The 15,925-nt window shown below is 71.9% G+C and carries 17 protein-coding genes; 12 read left to right on the top strand and 5 right to left on the bottom strand.

Annotated features, from left to right (window positions below; translation table 11 throughout):
* Positions 1 to 233: hypothetical protein (locus MR1_RS15690; RefSeq protein ID WP_176573227.1), on the bottom strand; the 233-nt coding region annotated here is incomplete at its 3' end.
* Positions 234 to 450: 217 nt separating this feature from the next.
* Here MR1_RS15690 and MR1_RS15685 point away from each other — a divergent pair.
* The gene (locus tag MR1_RS15685; RefSeq protein ID WP_067249019.1) at positions 451 to 1,251 is read left to right on the top strand and encodes a DUF5819 family protein; all 801 of its coding nucleotides are present in this window, start codon (positions 451 to 453) and stop codon (positions 1,249 to 1,251) included.
* Positions 1,248 to 2,564, top strand: a complete 1,317-nt coding sequence (locus MR1_RS15680; protein WP_084344789.1) for an HTTM domain-containing protein — start codon at positions 1,248 to 1,250, stop codon at positions 2,562 to 2,564. The genes MR1_RS15685 and MR1_RS15680 overlap by 4 nt, the downstream gene beginning before the upstream one ends.
* 22 nt (positions 2,565 to 2,586) lie before the next feature.
* On the opposite strand, the gene MR1_RS15675 is transcribed toward MR1_RS15680, so the two are convergent.
* Positions 2,587 to 3,354, bottom strand: coding sequence for a nucleotidyl transferase AbiEii/AbiGii toxin family protein (locus MR1_RS15675; protein WP_067249016.1), 768 nt, complete (start codon positions 3,352 to 3,354; stop codon positions 2,587 to 2,589).
* Entirely contained in the window at positions 3,347 to 3,991 is a 645-nt protein-coding gene (locus tag MR1_RS15670) for a type IV toxin-antitoxin system AbiEi family antitoxin domain-containing protein (protein ID WP_067249012.1), read from the bottom strand. Before MR1_RS15670 ends, MR1_RS15675 begins: the two co-directional genes overlap by 8 nt.
* 298 nt (positions 3,992 to 4,289) lie before the next feature.
* Here MR1_RS15670 and MR1_RS15665 point away from each other — a divergent pair, with 298 nt between their 5' ends.
* Positions 4,290 to 6,359 (top strand): acyl-CoA dehydrogenase family protein, encoded by a 2,070-nt coding sequence (locus tag MR1_RS15665; protein ID WP_067249009.1) that lies wholly within the window; start codon positions 4,290 to 4,292, stop codon positions 6,357 to 6,359.
* 145 nt (positions 6,360 to 6,504) lie between these two features.
* Here MR1_RS15665 and MR1_RS15660 read toward each other — a convergent pair whose 3' ends face one another.
* Both MR1_RS15660 and MR1_RS15655 read right to left on the bottom strand, forming a co-directional pair.
* A complete protein-coding gene (locus tag MR1_RS15660; protein WP_067249007.1) occupies positions 6,505 to 7,461 on the bottom strand; it encodes a nucleoside hydrolase in 957 nt (318 codons plus the stop codon).
* A 31-nt stretch (positions 7,462 to 7,492) separates the two neighbouring features.
* Positions 7,493 to 8,881, bottom strand: a complete 1,389-nt coding sequence (locus tag MR1_RS15655; protein ID WP_067249005.1) for an MFS transporter — start codon at positions 8,879 to 8,881, stop codon at positions 7,493 to 7,495.
* Between the two features lie 190 nt (positions 8,882 to 9,071).
* Between MR1_RS15655 and MR1_RS15650 the strand changes: the two genes are divergently transcribed.
* From MR1_RS15650 to MR1_RS15610, 9 genes are all read left to right on the top strand, one after another.
* Positions 9,072 to 9,851 (top strand): GntR family transcriptional regulator, encoded by a 780-nt coding sequence (locus MR1_RS15650; protein WP_067249002.1) that lies wholly within the window; start codon positions 9,072 to 9,074, stop codon positions 9,849 to 9,851.
* A 55-nt stretch (positions 9,852 to 9,906) separates the two neighbouring features.
* The gene (locus MR1_RS15645; protein ID WP_067248998.1) at positions 9,907 to 10,470 is read left to right on the top strand and encodes a DNA-3-methyladenine glycosylase I; all 564 of its coding nucleotides are present in this window, start codon (positions 9,907 to 9,909) and stop codon (positions 10,468 to 10,470) included.
* Positions 10,471 to 10,520: 50 nt separating this feature from the next.
* Entirely contained in the window at positions 10,521 to 11,564 is a 1,044-nt protein-coding gene (locus MR1_RS15640; RefSeq protein WP_067248995.1) for an NAD(P)-dependent alcohol dehydrogenase, read from the top strand.
* 101 nt (positions 11,565 to 11,665) lie between these two features.
* Positions 11,666 to 12,109, top strand: coding sequence for a hypothetical protein (locus MR1_RS15635; RefSeq protein ID WP_067248992.1), 444 nt, complete (start codon positions 11,666 to 11,668; stop codon positions 12,107 to 12,109).
* Positions 12,102 to 13,100 (top strand): DUF5684 domain-containing protein, encoded by a 999-nt coding sequence (locus MR1_RS15630; RefSeq protein ID WP_067248989.1) that lies wholly within the window; start codon positions 12,102 to 12,104, stop codon positions 13,098 to 13,100. Before MR1_RS15635 ends, MR1_RS15630 begins: the two co-directional genes overlap by 8 nt.
* 120 nt (positions 13,101 to 13,220) lie before the next feature.
* Complete coding sequence (locus MR1_RS15625; RefSeq protein WP_067248987.1) at positions 13,221 to 13,964, top strand: YbaB/EbfC family nucleoid-associated protein; 744 nt, start codon at positions 13,221 to 13,223, stop codon at positions 13,962 to 13,964.
* Between the two features lie 73 nt (positions 13,965 to 14,037).
* A complete protein-coding gene (locus tag MR1_RS15620) occupies positions 14,038 to 14,346 on the top strand; it encodes a hypothetical protein (RefSeq protein ID WP_067248984.1) in 309 nt (102 codons plus the stop codon).
* Positions 14,347 to 14,380: 34 nt separating this feature from the next.
* Positions 14,381 to 15,076 (top strand): hypothetical protein, encoded by a 696-nt coding sequence (locus tag MR1_RS15615; RefSeq protein WP_067248981.1) that lies wholly within the window; start codon positions 14,381 to 14,383, stop codon positions 15,074 to 15,076.
* On the top strand, positions 15,073 to 15,534 hold the full coding sequence (locus MR1_RS15610; RefSeq protein ID WP_067248978.1) for a hypothetical protein: 462 nt from the start codon (positions 15,073 to 15,075) through the stop codon (positions 15,532 to 15,534). Before MR1_RS15615 ends, MR1_RS15610 begins: the two co-directional genes overlap by 4 nt.
* Positions 15,535 to 15,925: the final 391 nt, after the last annotated feature.

The following is a 15,925-nucleotide window of genomic DNA, read 5'->3' as shown; positions in this document are numbered from 1 at the left end:
GCCTCGGCGGACGCCTCGTCGGCTGCGGCGGCGGACTCGTCGGCGCGCGGGGCTCCGGACGGGACGGCGGACGCCTCGTCCACCGCTTCGGCCACCTCGAGCGCCACCGCGACGGCGGACGCCACGGCCTCGGCCACGTCGAGCGCCACGGCTTCGGCCACGTCGAACGCCACGGCCTCGGCAACGTCGAGCGCATCCGCCTCGGCGAACGGAACCGCCACCGCCAACGGCAAGCCGCTTCCTCCGACGGGTGCGGACGTGCCGCTGGGCCTGCTGGCCCTGGGCGGTCTGCTGGTTATGCTCGGCATCGGAGCCGCCGTTCTCGGCGCCGCCAAGCGCCGGGCGACCGCCGACGTCGAGTGACGATTCGGTAGCAAGGGTCGGGGTCGTCCTTGGTGGCGACCCCGACCTTTTCTTGACACACCTTCCCGATCCACGAGGGGAACCCGGATGACCGAGGACACCACGAGCGCCCCTGCGCGCTCCGCTCCCGCCCGGCCGAAGCCCACCTGGTGGGTGCGCCTGATCGCCTTCGGGGCATGCGCGTTCACCGCCTGGCACGTCTTCGCATCGTTCCTCTGGATCGCGCCCCCGTCGCCGCTGCGGGAGATCCCGACGCAGCAGGTCCTCTCTGCCTACATGCTCCCGATGTTCGGGCAGTCCTGGAGCGTGTTCGCCCCGGAGCCGATCAACGGCGACTACCACTTCAACGTCCGCGCCGTCATCGAGAAGGACGGCGAGGAGATCACCACCGGATGGGTCAGCGCGACCGATGTCGAGCTGTCGATGATCCGGTACAACCTCTTCCCTCCGCGGGCGGGCATCCAGTCCAGCGAGGTCGCGAGCGGGCAGATGTCGGCCTTCAACAAGCTCTCCGACGAGCAGAAGGCCGTGGTCGCGCTCGACTTCGACAAGGACGACGGCGAGGCCTGGATGCGCCGGGCCTTCGAGAAGCTCGAGGGCGACCAGAACGCCGCCCTGGCGGAGGCCTACATGAAGAAGGAGCACCTGGCGACGACCTACGCCACCCAGGTCGCATACGCCATCTGGGGCGATGACGTCCGGAAGGTGCAGTATCGCGTCAGCCGGCAGAACGTCGTCCCCTTCGCCGAGCGCAACACGCCCGGTGCCCAGCGGCCCGACCCGTCGTTCTCCCCGAGCGGATGGCGACTGCCCATCGAGGAGCAGGGGCAGAGTCGCTCCGCCTTCGGCGACGTGTTCCGTGCCCAGTTCGAGAGGACGCAGCGATGAGCCGGCCCAGCGGAACCTCCGATGCCCGCACGACCGCGAACGCCCCCGCGTCCGACGCGAAGAACGCGAAGGCGGCGAGGAAGACGAAGGCCGCGGAGACCGCCGACGCTGTCGCGACCGGAGCGACGACGGCCGCCCCGGTGCGCCCCGCCGAGGTCCCCGCCGAGACCGAACCGGCCACCCCGACGCCGACCGAGAGCCCCGGCGCGGGCGCACCCGCTCCGGGGATCCAGCCCGCGGGCGCGGCCGCGGAGGTCACCGCGACCACTCGCGTGCTGACCTTCGCCGGCAGCATGATCGCGGGCCTGTGGAACATGGTCGTGACCGGGCTCGCGGCGATCTTCGCCTGGATCGAGACCTGGCTCTACGGCGAGAAGAAGGCGCTGTACGGGCTCGCGGTGACCCGCATCCTGTTCGGCGTCACCGCCCTCGGCCTGCTCGCGGCCAACTTCGGCACCCGCCTGTACACGTTCGGGTCGGGCTCCGCCTGGAACGGCGAGATGGCCGAGCCGGTGAGCGACTTCCCGAAGATCTGGATCTTCAGCACCTTCCACGCCGTCATGGGCAATGACGTCCTCTACACGCTGATGTATCTGCTGCTGGGCGTCCTCGCGGTGCTGTTCGTGCTCGGGTGGCGGTTCCGCATCGTGCTTCCGGTGTTCTTCTGCCTGTGGGTCGGCTTCATCGAGGCGAACGACATGGTGGGCGACCAGGGCGACAACATGTTCCGGATCGCGCTGCTGCTGCTGTTCTTCGCGGATCCTGCGGCGCGCTGGTCGCTCGACGCCCGGCGTCGCGCGAGGAAGGGCGAGTGGTTCGAGCCCGGCAGCCAGCCGGCGATCCTCGGCACGGTGTTCCACAACCTCGCGCTCGTCGCGCTCACCGCGCAGGTCTGCTTCGTGTACGCCTCCGGCGCCCTGTTCAAGGCCGCGGGCTCCCCCTGGTCGGAGGGGTACGCGGTCTACAACCCGCTGCACACCATGCGCTTCGGCACGTGGCCGGTCCTCAGCGACCTGGTGACCGCGTGGGGACCGGCGGTGACGATGATGACCTGGGGATCCATCATCCTGCAGGTCGCCTTCCCGCTGGCGCTGCTGCTGCGTCCCACCCGTCTGGTGGCGCTCGTCGGCATCCTGTCGTTCCACATCGGGATCGCGGTGCTGATGGGCCTGCCGTGGTTCTCGCTGACGATGATCGCGATCGACTCGATCTTCATCCGCGACCGCAGCTGGGAGCGTCTGCACGACGGCGTCGTGCGTCGCTGGCGCGCGGCGGGGAAGGCCCCGGCCGCGCCCCCGCCCGCCGCGGCGTAGCGGCGGCGCAGGGTGGGTCCGCTCACCGGGGGAGCGCGGCGAGCGCAGACGCCACGACGGCGGCGGCATTCTGCGGCGTCGTTCGAAGTCGTCCCTGATGGCCAAGCGCCCGCTCCCACTGCACCGGGGTGGGCAGATGGCTGAAGGGGACTCTCCGGATGTCCGAGTACGGGCCATGCCGTGCGAAGAGGTGAGCCGCCTCTTCGGTGAACAGTCCGGCCTCGGCCAGCGCCCAGAGATCGTAGAGGTCTCGTGGTGCGGCGCGGTCCGCCCACGCGGAGAGCTTCGCGGCGACGAAGGCGGGAGGGGTCAGGACGCGGAGCGCGGCAGCCGGAGCGTCGCGATATCTCTGCTCGATGGAGACGACCTCGGTCGGCCATGGGGGACGACCGGTGGCGGAGAGCAGCTGGATCTGCACCCGGGTCGCGCGTGCTTCCAGAATCGAGGGCACCGAGCCTCTCGTCTCGCGAAGCGACGGAGTGAATGTCGCCGCGCCGAGCGTCCGCCGAAAGCTCCTCGTGATCGATCGTTCGATGCGTTCGGCGGCTTCGTCGCGGTGTCGGACGGCGATGAGATCGATGTCTTCGGACAACCGCAGAGCCGGCAGGAGCGTGCGCGCAAGCGCGGTCCCGCCGAAGAAGATCAGGTCCTCGGACCCGAGCGCGGCGATGGCGGCGAGCGCGTGCGAGATGATGTGGTCACGGACGACCTGCGCCGAGTCGACGCCGAAGGCGAGTTGTACGCTCTCCCGGTCTTCGTCGGACAGGACACCGGCTACCGGATCATCCATGTGCCCTCCGGAGCGCGCTCGCCATCTCTCGTGCCGCCGGCGGCACGCGGCGTGCCGCATGCACGATCTCGTCGAAGACGTCGGGCGACGAGCGGGCGGCGAGGCTCGCCAGAGCGTCGCGGGCATCCGCCTCCAGGCCCTCCGGCGCGACGCTCCGGATCAGGTCGAACAGGGTCTGTTCCGGGGAGGTGACGAGCACCTCGCCCAGCACCGTGGGCTCGACGACGAGGTCGAGATCCCACTTTCTTCGGGGGACGAAACGGACCGAGCCTCCGTGGGACAGGACAACGGGGGCATAGCCCCTCCGGGGGACGGCGACGGTGGCCACGCCGATCGCCCGGGGGATCGCGGCCCAATGCCGCGCGGCGGAGACGCCGGTGAGGGCGATGGTCCGTTCGCCGAACCGCGCGGTTGCGACCGCGGCGGCCGCCGCCTCCAGGGGAGGGATCCAGGAGCGACCGTCGGCGGAGTCCGGAGGGGCCGTGTAGATCCCCCTCGCCAGCCTGACCAGAGCTCCGCGATCGACCAGGCGTTCGAGCGCTCGCCAGGTGTTCTCGCCCTCGCGGGAGACGTCGCGGAGCGTCGCGGTGCGCATCGGTGCGCGGGCGATCGACATGAGGAGCTCGAGATCAGTCATAGTTCGCCCTTGAGTTATCTATTGTCTACTCTCAGGGTAGAGAATAGATGACCTAAATGGAAGGAATGCGTTGCTCTCGGTGTCTGCGCGCGTCACGAGGGTGCGTCGCTGGCGCGCGGCGGGGAAGGCCCCGGCCGCGCCCCCGCCCGCCGCGGCGTAGCGGCTCCTGTGGACACGGCACAATCGCGGGGGCGCGTGCGGCCGGGGGCCGTTGGACGAAAGCCACAGCCGACTTCGGTCGGTGTTGTCGGAGTCCTACCGTGGAATCATCTCCCACCCGTGTCTTGAGAGGATGCTCATGGTCGACGCAGCCGTCCGAATGAACGCTTCCACCCCCGCCGCCGGAGACGCCGACGCGCACCGTATCGACGTCGAGGCGGTCGGCGACCTGCTCCTGGGGACCTGGGCGGACACCCGCCGTCAGGCCCGCGAGATGATCAAGGATCCCGCGTTCTGGCGCGACGACTCCCTGGCCAAGGACGAGCACCGCGAGCGCGTGCTCAGCCAGCTCCATCTGCTCGTGCAGAACCGCGCTGTGCACCGCGCGTTCCCGAAGCGCTTCGGGGGCGAGGAGAACAACGGCGCGAACATCGCGGGCTTCGAGGAGCTCGTGGCGGCGGATCCCAGCCTGCAGATCAAGTCGGGGGTGCAGTGGGGGCTGTTCGGCTCCGCGATCCTGCAGCTCGGGACGACCGAGCACCATGACCGCTGGCTCCCCGGGGTCATGGATCTGTCGATCCCCGGCGCGTTCGCGATGACCGAGATCGGTCACGGCTCGGACGTCGCGGCGGTCGGCACGACGGCGACCTACGACCCGGAGACCGAGGAGTTCGTCATCCACACGCCGTTCCGCGGCGCGACGAAGGAGTACCTGGGCAACGCCGCGCTGCACGGGGTGGCGGCGACCGTCTTCGCGCAGCTCATCACGAACGGCGTCAACCACGGTGTGCACTGCTTCTACGTGCCGCTGCGCGGCGAGGACGGCGTGGATCTGCCCGGCATCGGCCGCGAGGACGACGGCCTCAAGGGCGGGCTCAACGGCATCGACAACGGGCGGCTGTCCTTCGACCACGTGCGCATCCCCCGGACGAACCTGCTGAACCGTTACGGCGACGTCGCCCCCGACGGCACGTACTCCAGCGCGATCGACAGCCCCGGACGGCGCTTCTTCACGATGCTGGGAACGCTCGTCCAGGGACGGGTGTCGCTGGACGGCGCCGCGTCCTGGGCCTCGGCGCTCGGGCTGTACATCGCGATCACCTACGCGACGCAGCGCCGTCAGTTCGACGGGGCGGACGGGCAGGAGACGGTCCTGCTCGACTACGGCAAGCACCAGCGCCGCCTGCTCCCGCGGCTGGCCACCACCTATGCGCAGCTGTTCGCGCACGACGAGTTCCTGCAGAAGTTCGACGGGGTCTTCTCCGGCGCGACGGACACCCCGGACGACCGGGAGGACCTGGAGACGCTCGCGGCGGCCCTGAAGCCGCTGTCGACGTGGCACGCCTTGGACACGCTGCAGGAGTGCCGCGAGGCCTGCGGCGGCGCAGGGTTTATGTTCGAGAACCGCTTCGTCGGGCTCCGTCAGGATCTGGACGTCTACGTCACCTTCGAAGGGGACAACAACGTCCTCCTGCAGCTGGTCGGCAAGCGCCTGCTCACCGACTACGCGAAGCAGTTCCAGGGCAAGGACGCGGCCGCGCTGGCCAAGTTCGCGGTGGGCCAGACGGCGGGCAAGGTCTTCCACGGTGCGGGCCTGCGGGCCTTCGGGCAGGCGGTCGCGGACTTCGGCTCCACGGCGCGGTCGGTGGAGAACGGGCTTCGCGAGGAGCAGCAGCACGAGCTGCTGGCCGACCGTGTGCAGCAGATGGTCGCCGACATCGCCGGGCGGCTGCGCCCCGCCGGCAAGGACAAGGTCCTCGGCGAGAAGCTGTTCAACGAGAACCAGGCCGAGCTGATCGAGGCCGCCCGCGCGCATGGCGAGCTGCTCCAGTGGGAGGCGTTCACCGACGCGGTGCACCGGATCCAGGACGCCGAGACGAAGGCGGTGCTCACGTGGCTGCGGGACCTGTTCGGGCTCCAGCTCATCGAGAAGCACCTCGCCTGGTACCTCATCAACGGGCGTCTCTCCGCCCAGCGCGCCGCCGCGGTGTCGCGCTACATCGACCGTCTCTGCACGCGTCTGCGGCCGCACGCGCTGGATCTCGTGAACGCCTTCGGCTATGAGCCGGAGCACGTGCGGGCTCCGATCGCGTCCGGCATCGAGCAGCAGCGCCAGGACGAGGCGCGTGCGCATTACGCGGCGCTCGCCGCGTCCGGCGAGGCGCCGATCTCGGAGAAGGCGCTGAAGAAGGCTGCGAAGCGGAAGTAGCCCGGGCGGGATCCCTCCCTCGGGGCCGCCGAGACCCCCTCCACGCGTCGAAACCCCTCCGCAGATACGTATCTGCGGAGGGGTTTCGGCGATGCGAGGGGGTCTCGCGTGCGGGAGACCGGATGCTCTGAGGGAGTCGGGACGCTCAGCCGGCGACGCGGTCGGCCAGGTGGTCCGGCAACGGGCGGTCGGTGGCGAGCACCACGCGGACGTTCGCTCCCTCGTGGTCGAGCGCACCCGCCCGCTGCGACCGCAGATCGAAGATCGTCTGCCCGCGCCCGGGGCCGTCGGAGTGGTCGACGAGGGCGGGGACGGCGGGCGAGCGGGTCGCCGTGACGGTTCCGACGGCGATCGCGGCGGCCAGCGGGTCGTGCAGCGCGCTGCAGCGGCGGCCGTAGGCGGAGACGTAGAAGTCCATGTAGAAGTCGAGCATCGCCCCCACGCTCCGCGCCAGCGCCGAGTCGGAGGCCAGGAGACGCTCGCGGTGGGCGTCCTCGAACACGTTCTCCATCGTGACGTCCAGCGGCACCACGGTCACCGGCCAGGAGGCGGCGAACACGGCGGCGGCCGCCTCCGGGTCGTTGCCGATGTTCGCCTCGGCGACGGGCGAGATGTTGCCGGGGACGAGTGCGGCACCCCCCATCAGCGTGACGGAGGCGACGCGCTCGGGCAGCGTCGGGTCCAGGCTCAGCGCCGAGGCGAGGTTGGTCAGCGGACCCACGGCGACGACCTCCAGCGCGCCGGCGTGCTCGTGCGAGAGGCGGATGAGCAGCTCGGCGGCGCTGGCCGCGTCGACTTCCTGCACCGGCGCCGGCAGGGCCACGTGGCCCACGCCGTCGTCGCCGTGCACGTGCGGCGCGCCCCCGTCATAGGCGTGCGCGAGGAAGTCATGACGACCGACGGCCACCGGGATGTCGGTCCGCTCCGCGAGCGCCAGCAGGCCCAGCGTGTTCCGGGCGGCCTGAGCGGCGCTGGTGTTCCCGCTGACGGTGCCGATCCCCGCGAGCGCGATCTCCGGCGATGCCAGCAGGTACGCCAGCGCCAGGGAGTCGTCGATCCCCGTGTCGCAGTCGAAGTAGAGGGGGCGGGCGGACGTGGTCATCGGTTCTCCTTCGGAACTCGGGTGGGGAGGGTCAGGCCGACTTGGGCTGCAGGAACAGGCTCGCGACCAGCGCCAGCGCGCTGATGCCGACAGAGATCCACAGTGCCAGGCCGTAGCCGCCGGAGGCGACGAACGGCGCGACGATCGCGAACCCGAGGCTCGCGCCGAAGCCGAAGGCGGTGCTGTTCATGCTCGGCAGGATCGCCGGCGCGTCGTCCGGGGACTGCAGCACGCCGAGGCCGTTCGTGGTGGTGAGCACGACGCCGTTGTAGGTCACTCCGAGCAGGGCGAACAGCGCGAACACGGTCCAGGGGCTGTGCGGGAACAGCGCGACGAGAGCGAGGATCACGACGCAGGCGACGAGGCCGACCCGCAGCACGGGGATCCACCCGATGCGCCCGGCGAGCCAGCCGGACAGCGGGGCGGCGGCCAGGCCGATCAGGGCCGGAGGCGCGAGGTAGAGGAGGGCCGAGGTCGAGGCGGGCAGACCGTACCCGGCCTCCGCGTCCTGGCTGAGCACGACGATCGTGAAGTTGATGACCGTGAAGACGCTCGACAGGGTCAGCACGGTCGTGGCGAGCACGGGCCAGACCTGGCGGGAGCGCAGGTGGTGCACGGCGATGAGCGGCGTGCGGCGGCGGCGCTCGATGCCCACGAAGACCGCGAACGCGGCGATCGCCCCGGCGAGGAACAGCAGCGTGACCGTGTCCAGCCACCCGCGCGCGGATCCCTGGGACACGAAGTACGTGATGCAGATGAGCCCCGCCGACAGCGCCGCAGCGCCCCACCAGTCCATCCGGCCCCGGGAGGACGGCTCGCCGTCCCGGGGCACGGCGAGCACGACGCATCCGATCGCGACGACGGCGACGACCAGGATCACGACGAACAGCGACCGGAAGCCGAAGGCGTCGGCGAGGAGCCCGCCGATCCAGCCGTCGACGCCGCCGACGCCGCCGTTGATGGCGGTGAGGACCCCGAGCACCGTGGGGAAGACCGCGGACGGGAGCGTCTCGGCGAGGATCACGTACGCGATCTGGAAGGCGGCGCTGGAGGCGCCCTGGAGCACGCGGCCGACGAGGAGGAGGGGGAGGTTCGGCGCGGCGATGCACAGCACCGTGCCGAGCGCGATGAGGACGAGCACGATGAGCAGTGCGCGCTTGCGGCCGATGAAGTCGCTCCACCGGGCGAGGACCACGCCGCCCACCGCTCCGGCGAGGAAGAACAGCGACGACACCTGCGAGACGGCGTCCATCGGTGCGGACAGCTGTGCGGCGATGTCCGGGAGCGCGGGGGTGATCATGCTCGAGTTCAGCTGGAAGGCGACCACGGTCAGGATGAGCGTCGCCACGAGCGCGAACGCGCGCCCGCCGCGCAGTCCGCCGGTGGGTGCGGGGGCGAGGGTCTCGGGGGAGGTCGGCACGGTGACTCCTTCGTCGGGGAGGGCCGCGTGCGCGGCGGCCCGGCGGGACGATCCCCGCCAATGGGTATGATGTTATACCTCTCGGGTACAACATCTGCAACCACCGCGGACTGTGATTGGATGAACCGCGAGACCACCGCCGGCCCCGGAGCCATGCCGGACGCCGGGAGGACGCTCGGGAGGAGGACCGATGACGGATGTCGCACCGTTCCTGGACCGCCCGCTGACCGCACCGGTCGGCCAGCCGCTCCGGGTCGCGGTCTACTCCCGGCTGGCGGAGGGCATCCGCAGCGGGGTCTTCCCGCTCGCCTCCATGCTGCCGAGGGAGACCGAGCTCGGCGTCGCGCTCGGGGTGTCGCGCACCGTCGTCCGCGAGGCGTTGATGCTCCTGGAGGAGGACGGCCTGATCGTCACCCGGCGCGGTGTGGGCCGGTTCGTCGCCGACGACCTGCCGACCGTCGGCCTGGAGGAGCTGCGCCCGCTGGAGGCCGCGCTCGCCGAGGGCGGCGAGGACATCACGGTGCGCCCGCTCGAGTTCGTGGTCCAGCCGACGACCGACTACGTCTCCGGTCACCTCGGGCTCGACGCCGAGGCCAACACGTGGTTCCGCGAGAGCGTGGTCGAACGCGCCGGCGAGCCCATCGCCATCCTCCAGGAGCACCTGCCCGCCGGACGCTATCTGAGCGATGCGAGCCCGCAGGTGGCCGCAGCGGTGCCGGAGGCGGCGGATGACCCGTCCAGCCTGATGGCCGCGCTCCTGGCCCGCGGCGTGGTCTTCGGATCGGGCCGGTGCGAGATCACCGTGAACGTCGTCGGCCGCTCGCGCGGCGAGCTGCTCGGCCTGAAGGCCGGCGACCCCGTCCTCATCCTCACGCAGACGGCCACCGTGGCGGGCGCGCCCCTCTACCTGGCCAAGTGCATCGTCTCCGGGCGGGCCGGGGTGCTGTCGGTCGTGCAGACGACCCAGTGATCCGCGACCCCCGGCGCCCGCCGGCGGTGTCGGCGCCGGCCCCTACGCTGGAGCGGTGACCGCACCGATCGACGACCGCCCCCGCTGTGCCTGGGCCGGGGACGACCCCGAGTACCGCCGCTACCACGACGAGGAGTGGGGGCGGCCGCTGCGCGGCGACCGCGCGCTGTTCGAGAAGATGGCGCTGGAGGGCTTCCAGGCGGGACTCTCCTGGATCACGATCCTGCGCAAGCGTCCTCGTTTCCGCGAGGTGTTCGCGGGGTTCGAACCGGAGGCTGTGGCGTCCTTCGGCCCCGACGACGTGGAGCGGCTGATGGCCGATCCCGGGATCATCCGCAACCGCGCGAAGATCGAGGCGACGATCGCGAACGCCGCGCTCGTCCGGGACATGGCCGACGGCGAGCTCGACGCGCTCATGTGGTCCTTCGCCCCCGGGCCCCGTGCGCGCCCGAGGACGATGGCGGACGTGCCCGCGGTGACGCCCGAGTCCGAGGCCATGAGCAAGGCTCTGCGCGCGCGGGGGTTCCGCTTCGTGGGGCCCACGACGATGTACGCCCTGATGCAGTCCGCCGGGATGGTGGACGACCACCTGGAGGGCTGCTGGCGCGCCGCGGACTGAATCGCGGCCGCGCCGGGTCCCGAGCGCGCCGTGCCCGCTAACGTGGAGCCATGCCCCAGGTCACCGCATTCGCCGCGCCCCGTGAGGGCGCTCCGCTGGAACGCACGACGATCGAACGCCGCGAACCGGGTCCGCTCGATGTCGTCATCGAGATCGCCTTCGCCGGCATCTGCCACTCCGACATCCACACCGTCCGCGGCGACTGGGGCGACCAGCAGTACCCCCTCGCTCCCGGCCACGAGATCGCGGGCGTCGTGTCGGCCGTGGGATCGGACGTGACGCGCTTCGCCGTGGGCGACCGCGTCGGCGTGGGCTGCCTGGTGAACTCGTGCGGCGAGTGCGACGGGTGCCTGCGCGGCGAGGAGCAGAACTGCCGCCGCGGCGCGGTCGGCACGTACGGCGCGATCGACCGCGACGGGACCGTCACGCAGGGCGGGTACTCCACGTCGGTCGTCGTGACCGAGGCGTTCGTCCTCCGGATCCCGGACGCGATCCCGCTCGATCGGGCCGCGCCGCTGCTGTGCGCCGGCATCACGACCTACTCGCCGCTGCGGCACTGGCGCGTCGGGCCCGGCAGCCGCGTCGCCGTGATCGGCCTGGGCGGACTGGGCCACATGGGCGTGCAGATCGCGCACGCGCTGGGCGCCGAGGTCACGGTGCTGTCCCAGTCGCTCGGCAAGAAGGACGACGGGCTGCGCCTGGGCGCGGACCGCTACCTCGCCACGAGCGATCCCGAGACCTTCCGCGGCCTGCGCCGCTCGTTCGACGTCATCCTCAACACGGTCAGCGCGCCGCTCGACATCGACGCGTACCTGCGGCTGCTCGACACGAACGGCACGCTCGTGTGCGTCGGCGCCCCGCCCGAGCCGATGAGCTTCGACGTGTCCCACCTCATCTCCGGGCGCCGTTCGCTCGCCGGGTCGAACATCGGCGGGATCGCCGAGACCCAGGAGATGCTGGACTTCTGCGCCGAGCACGGCATCGCCGCCGAGATCGAGCTCATCGCCGCGGACGACGTCAACGCCGCCTACGAGCGCGTCCTCGCCTCGGACGTGCGCTTCCGGTTCGTGATCGACGCCGGCACCCTCGGCTGAGCGCCGCGACGCCTCGCCGCCGTGACACGGCGGGGCATCGGCGCGAGCGGCGCGGGCCTCACTAGGGTCGAGGCGACGCGGAGGACGACGGAGGGGATCGGATGTCGCAGAAGAGCGAGACGGCGTCGTCGTCCCTGGCGGCGCGCGCGCGGACGACGGGGGCGACCTGCTTCGTGTGCACGGTCACGCTGGCGATCGTCGCCGCGCTGTTCTTCTGGGGCGTGACGGTGGATGCGGCGTTCCTGGGCGCTGCTGTTGTGTCCTGCGTGCTGGCCGTGCTGATGTTCCTGCTCGGCGCGATCGCCGTGCCGCTGCCGCGTCTGCGCCCGGCGGCCCTGGCCACGCGCCGCGCCGTGCGGATCCTCACGGTCGTCGTGCTCGGCGTCGGGATCGGCGGCGGCGGCGTCGCGCTGCTGCTGGCGGGGCTGCGCGGCAGCGTCATCGGCATGCTCTCCGCCGGCGCCCTGATGCTGATGTCCCTCCTCCTGGCGAACGTCGCCGGCTCGGTCGGCGGCGTCCTCGTGCGCCGGGGACCGGATGCCTGACCTCGGCCTCCCACCGGTCGCCCTCGTCGCCGGTGCGGCCGTCGGCGTCCTCGTCGCCGCCGCGCTGTTCGTCTGGTACGCGGTCGCGCTCTCCCGGCTCTTCCCGCGCTTGGGCGGCGAGGGATGGAAGGGATGGGTCCCCGTCCTCAACGAGGCGGAGATCCTCGCCCGCGGCGGCGTGCCGGCCTGGTCGGTGGTGTTCTTCTTCATCCCGCTGGTGCAGTTCTACGGGCTGTACCTGAGGATCGTCGCGGTCCACCGGATCACGGTGCGCTTTCGCCGGGGCGCGGGGTTCACGGTCCTGGGCGTGCTCCTCCCGCCGCTGTGGGCGACGCTGCTGGCCCGGGCGGAGGCTCCCGCCGCCGAGACCGCGCCGCCCCACGACCCGGCGAAGCCGCGGACGGGCGGGATCCGCACGCTCCCGGACCCGCGACGGACCACGCTCGCCCGCGACGCCTCCGGGTACGCGATCCCGATCCCCGCCCCGCTCGAGCCGACGCTGATCGACGACGTGCCGATCGAGCGTCCCGGAGCGTCCGCCTCCGTGCCCGCCGCGCCGGAGCAGGACCCGGACCTGGATCCCGCGCCCGCTCCTGCCGCCCCGGGCCCCGCGCCCGCTCCTGCTGTCCCGGACCCCGCCCGCGCTCCCGTCGTCCCGGACCCCGCGCCGGTGTCCTGGCACCTCGTCCTCGACGACGGCACCCGGCTGCCCCTCCCCGGGCCCCGGATCGTGCTCGGTCGCGCACCGGCGGGCACGGCGGGCGATCAGCCGCTGGCGGTCCCCGACGCCACGCGGACGGTGTCGAAGACGCACGCCCGCCTGGAGCACGACGGCACGCGCTGGCACCTCACCGACCTGAGCTCGACGAACGGCTCGGGCGTCCAGGATGCCTCCGGCGGTTGGCAGGCGCTGAGCGGGGGCGAACGCGTCGTCGTGGACGGAGCGTTCCGGCTCGGCGACCTGACCCTGCGACTCATCCGGAGCGCGTGACCGCCCCTCCCCTCGGCTGCGCACGGCGACGACGCCGCGGATGGGGAATTCGCCCCATCGACGCGGCGTCGGTCCTCGGGAGAGGATCGGCCAGAGGCAGCGAGAAGGGGAGCGGCGCACGTGACCGACGACATCGACAGGCTGTACGACCTCCGGGACGAGATCGATCTCGGCAGGCAGCGGTTCGCACAGGGGACGCCTCCGGAGGACGAGGGCGAGGCCGGCGATCCGTCCGGTGCGATCCGTGTCGTCGCCCGGCGCTCGGAGAACCACATCCGCGTCCACCTCGGCGACCGCTGGGAGGACGCGCACGAGCCGGAGGCCCTCGGCGCCGCCATCGTGGCGACCTATGCGCAGATCGCGTACGCGGCGCTCGGCGCCTGGGGCGAGAGCGTGGCCGAGGCGCCGGAGCCCACGCGCGCGACCCCGCTCCCGCCGCTCGGATCCTCGGTCGCCTCCCGGGTGGAGGACGCGTTCGCCGCCGGGGCGGAGCGTCCTGACATCCACGCCGTCATGCACAACGTCACCGAGATCCTGCAGCAGCTCAGCGCCGGCTTCGCCGAGGCCGCCGAGGCCGTGGGGCACCGGGCGACGGCCGAGTACGACGGATCCACCTACGGGGGGCACGTGACCGCCACCGTCAATGGAGCCGGGCACCTCGTCCGGCTCGTCCTCAGCCCGCAGTGGCTCGGGCGGACCAGGGCGAGCGGCATCGCGACGGAGATCAACGCCGCGATCGACGCGGCGGTCGAGCAGATCCCGCCGGCGACGGCGGCGGGCGCGCTCGAGGGCACGCCGCTGGCGGAGTTCGCCGCGCTCGCGGAGGATCCGGACGCACTCGTGAAGAGACTGCTCGGACGGTAGCAGGACCACGGCGGCACCCGCAGGCACGAAGCACGAAGCACGAGATCGGCAGCAGGGAGAGGGAGGACAGGACATGGGACTGGTCGAGTTCAACGCCTTGACGGAGGACGCGTCGAAATGGGACGGGGCTGCGCAACAGCTCGGCGCGATCGAGACGGCGCTCAACGGCATCGACGTGTACCGCGGCGCGTTCTCGTTCGCCGCGATGGACGTCTTCGACGAGTACGTGCAGGTCCGTGATCACGTGCTGCGCCTCCTTCGAGAGGGCGCCGGCGAGACGGCGTGCGCCGCCACCGCGCTGCGCCGCATCCGCACGGACCTGGAGGCCGACGAGAACGCCGCGATCAACGAGTTCGGCGGCATGTGGGCGCCGGTGCAGTAGCGCCCGACCGTCATCAGGAGAGAGGAACAAGGACATGGATCCCGCAGCCGAGGCGAGAAGACTGCTCGAACAGCTCCAGCGACAGTTCGAAGAGCTGCGTCGCGTCATCAACGACACCCTGTCGCACGTGCCCGGCGTCTTCCAGTGGGTCGTGGACCGCGTGATCGAGGGCTGGAACTGGCTCGTCGAGCGCGTCCAGGAGTTCTGGGACTGGTTCGTCGACAAGCTCTCCTACGTCGGCAACCCCTTCATGCTGAGCGGGGCGGCCAACGGATGGAAGGAGAGCGTCGGGGGCCCGGCGACCGAGGCCAGCCGCAACGTCGACCGCGGCATGCTCGCCGCCGACGACCGCTGGCAGGAGTTCGGGGCCGAGCAGTACCGCCAGCGCGTCCCGCTCCAGCAGGCCGCGATGAAGTCCCTCGACACCGATTACGCGCAGAAGATCGCGTCGATGATGGACGACCTGCAGGTCGCGATCGTCGCGTTCTGGGCGGGCGTCGTGGCGGCGATCATCTCCGTCATCGTCGGCTTCACCACGGCGACCGGGGAGGCCGTCACGGTCGTCGGGATCCCGCTGGCTCCGCCGACGGCGCTCGGTGCGATCGCCATCGCGCTGGGGGCGCTCGGCGCTGCGCTGGCCGTCATGTACAGCAAGGCCGCCTCGGCGCGGAGCACGCTGAAGGGGACCTCGTCCGGAATCCAGACCTGGCCGAAGTTCGCGTCGGCATGACCGCTGCCGGAGGCGTTCGCGACCCCGCCGACGATCCGGCCGGGGTCGCGAGCGGCGCGCGGCGGCGCGCGGCGGGCGGGTTCGTCGTCGGCGTGCTCATCCTGGGCGTCGCCGCCGTCGCCTTCGCCGGGTGGTCCGGAGGCATCGCCATCCGCGCGACCGCGCTCGTGAGCGCGGTCATCGGCGTGCTCACGCTGATCGTGGCGGGGCTCGCGCGGACCATCGGCCGCCGGTACCCGGACGTCGCGGCGATCAGCGGCCCCAACCTCCTCGCCGGCCTCCTGGGGGGAGCGGTCGCCGGGGTAGGCGCGGTGCTCTGCCTCCTCGACGGCACCCGGCTGACGCTCGGGCTCGTGCTCGCCGCCCTGATGCTCGTCCTGGGGATCCAACTGGCGGTATACGTCCGCGCCAACCACCGCGACGTCCGACGTGCCCGCGACGCGGGTCCTCGCGCCTGAGCCCACGGGCCCACGGACGTCGATGCCCGAACGCCGTTGCGGCGGACGATGCCTGTTCATGCGGACGTGTGAGGTGGCCACCCTCCGCGCGAGTGTGCGTTGTCCGCAGGAGCGCGCGTTGTCCGCGCGGGGCACGGTTCTCCGCCGGAGGGTGCGTTGTCCCCGGGAGGGCGTGGTCTCCGCCGGAATGCGCGATGTCCGCGTCGGGAGCGGAGAACACGTGCTCGTGCGGATGATTGGTTGCTCATCCTCCGCGGGTGGGTGCGGAATCCGCGGGAGGGCGTCAGAACGGGGACACGGGAGGGCGCTCGAGCAGGCCGCCCGTGTAGCCGGCGCGCTCCGGCCCGGCGCCGTCCGGACCGGCGGCGGAATGCCCGGCGCTGTCCGGCCC

Origin of the sequence: Microbacterium resistens NBRC 103078, assembly GCF_001552355.1 — a bacterium.
Lineage (GTDB): Bacteria > Actinomycetota > Actinomycetes > Actinomycetales > Microbacteriaceae > Microbacterium > Microbacterium resistens.
This window is presented reverse-complemented; position numbering and strand designations above follow the sequence as displayed.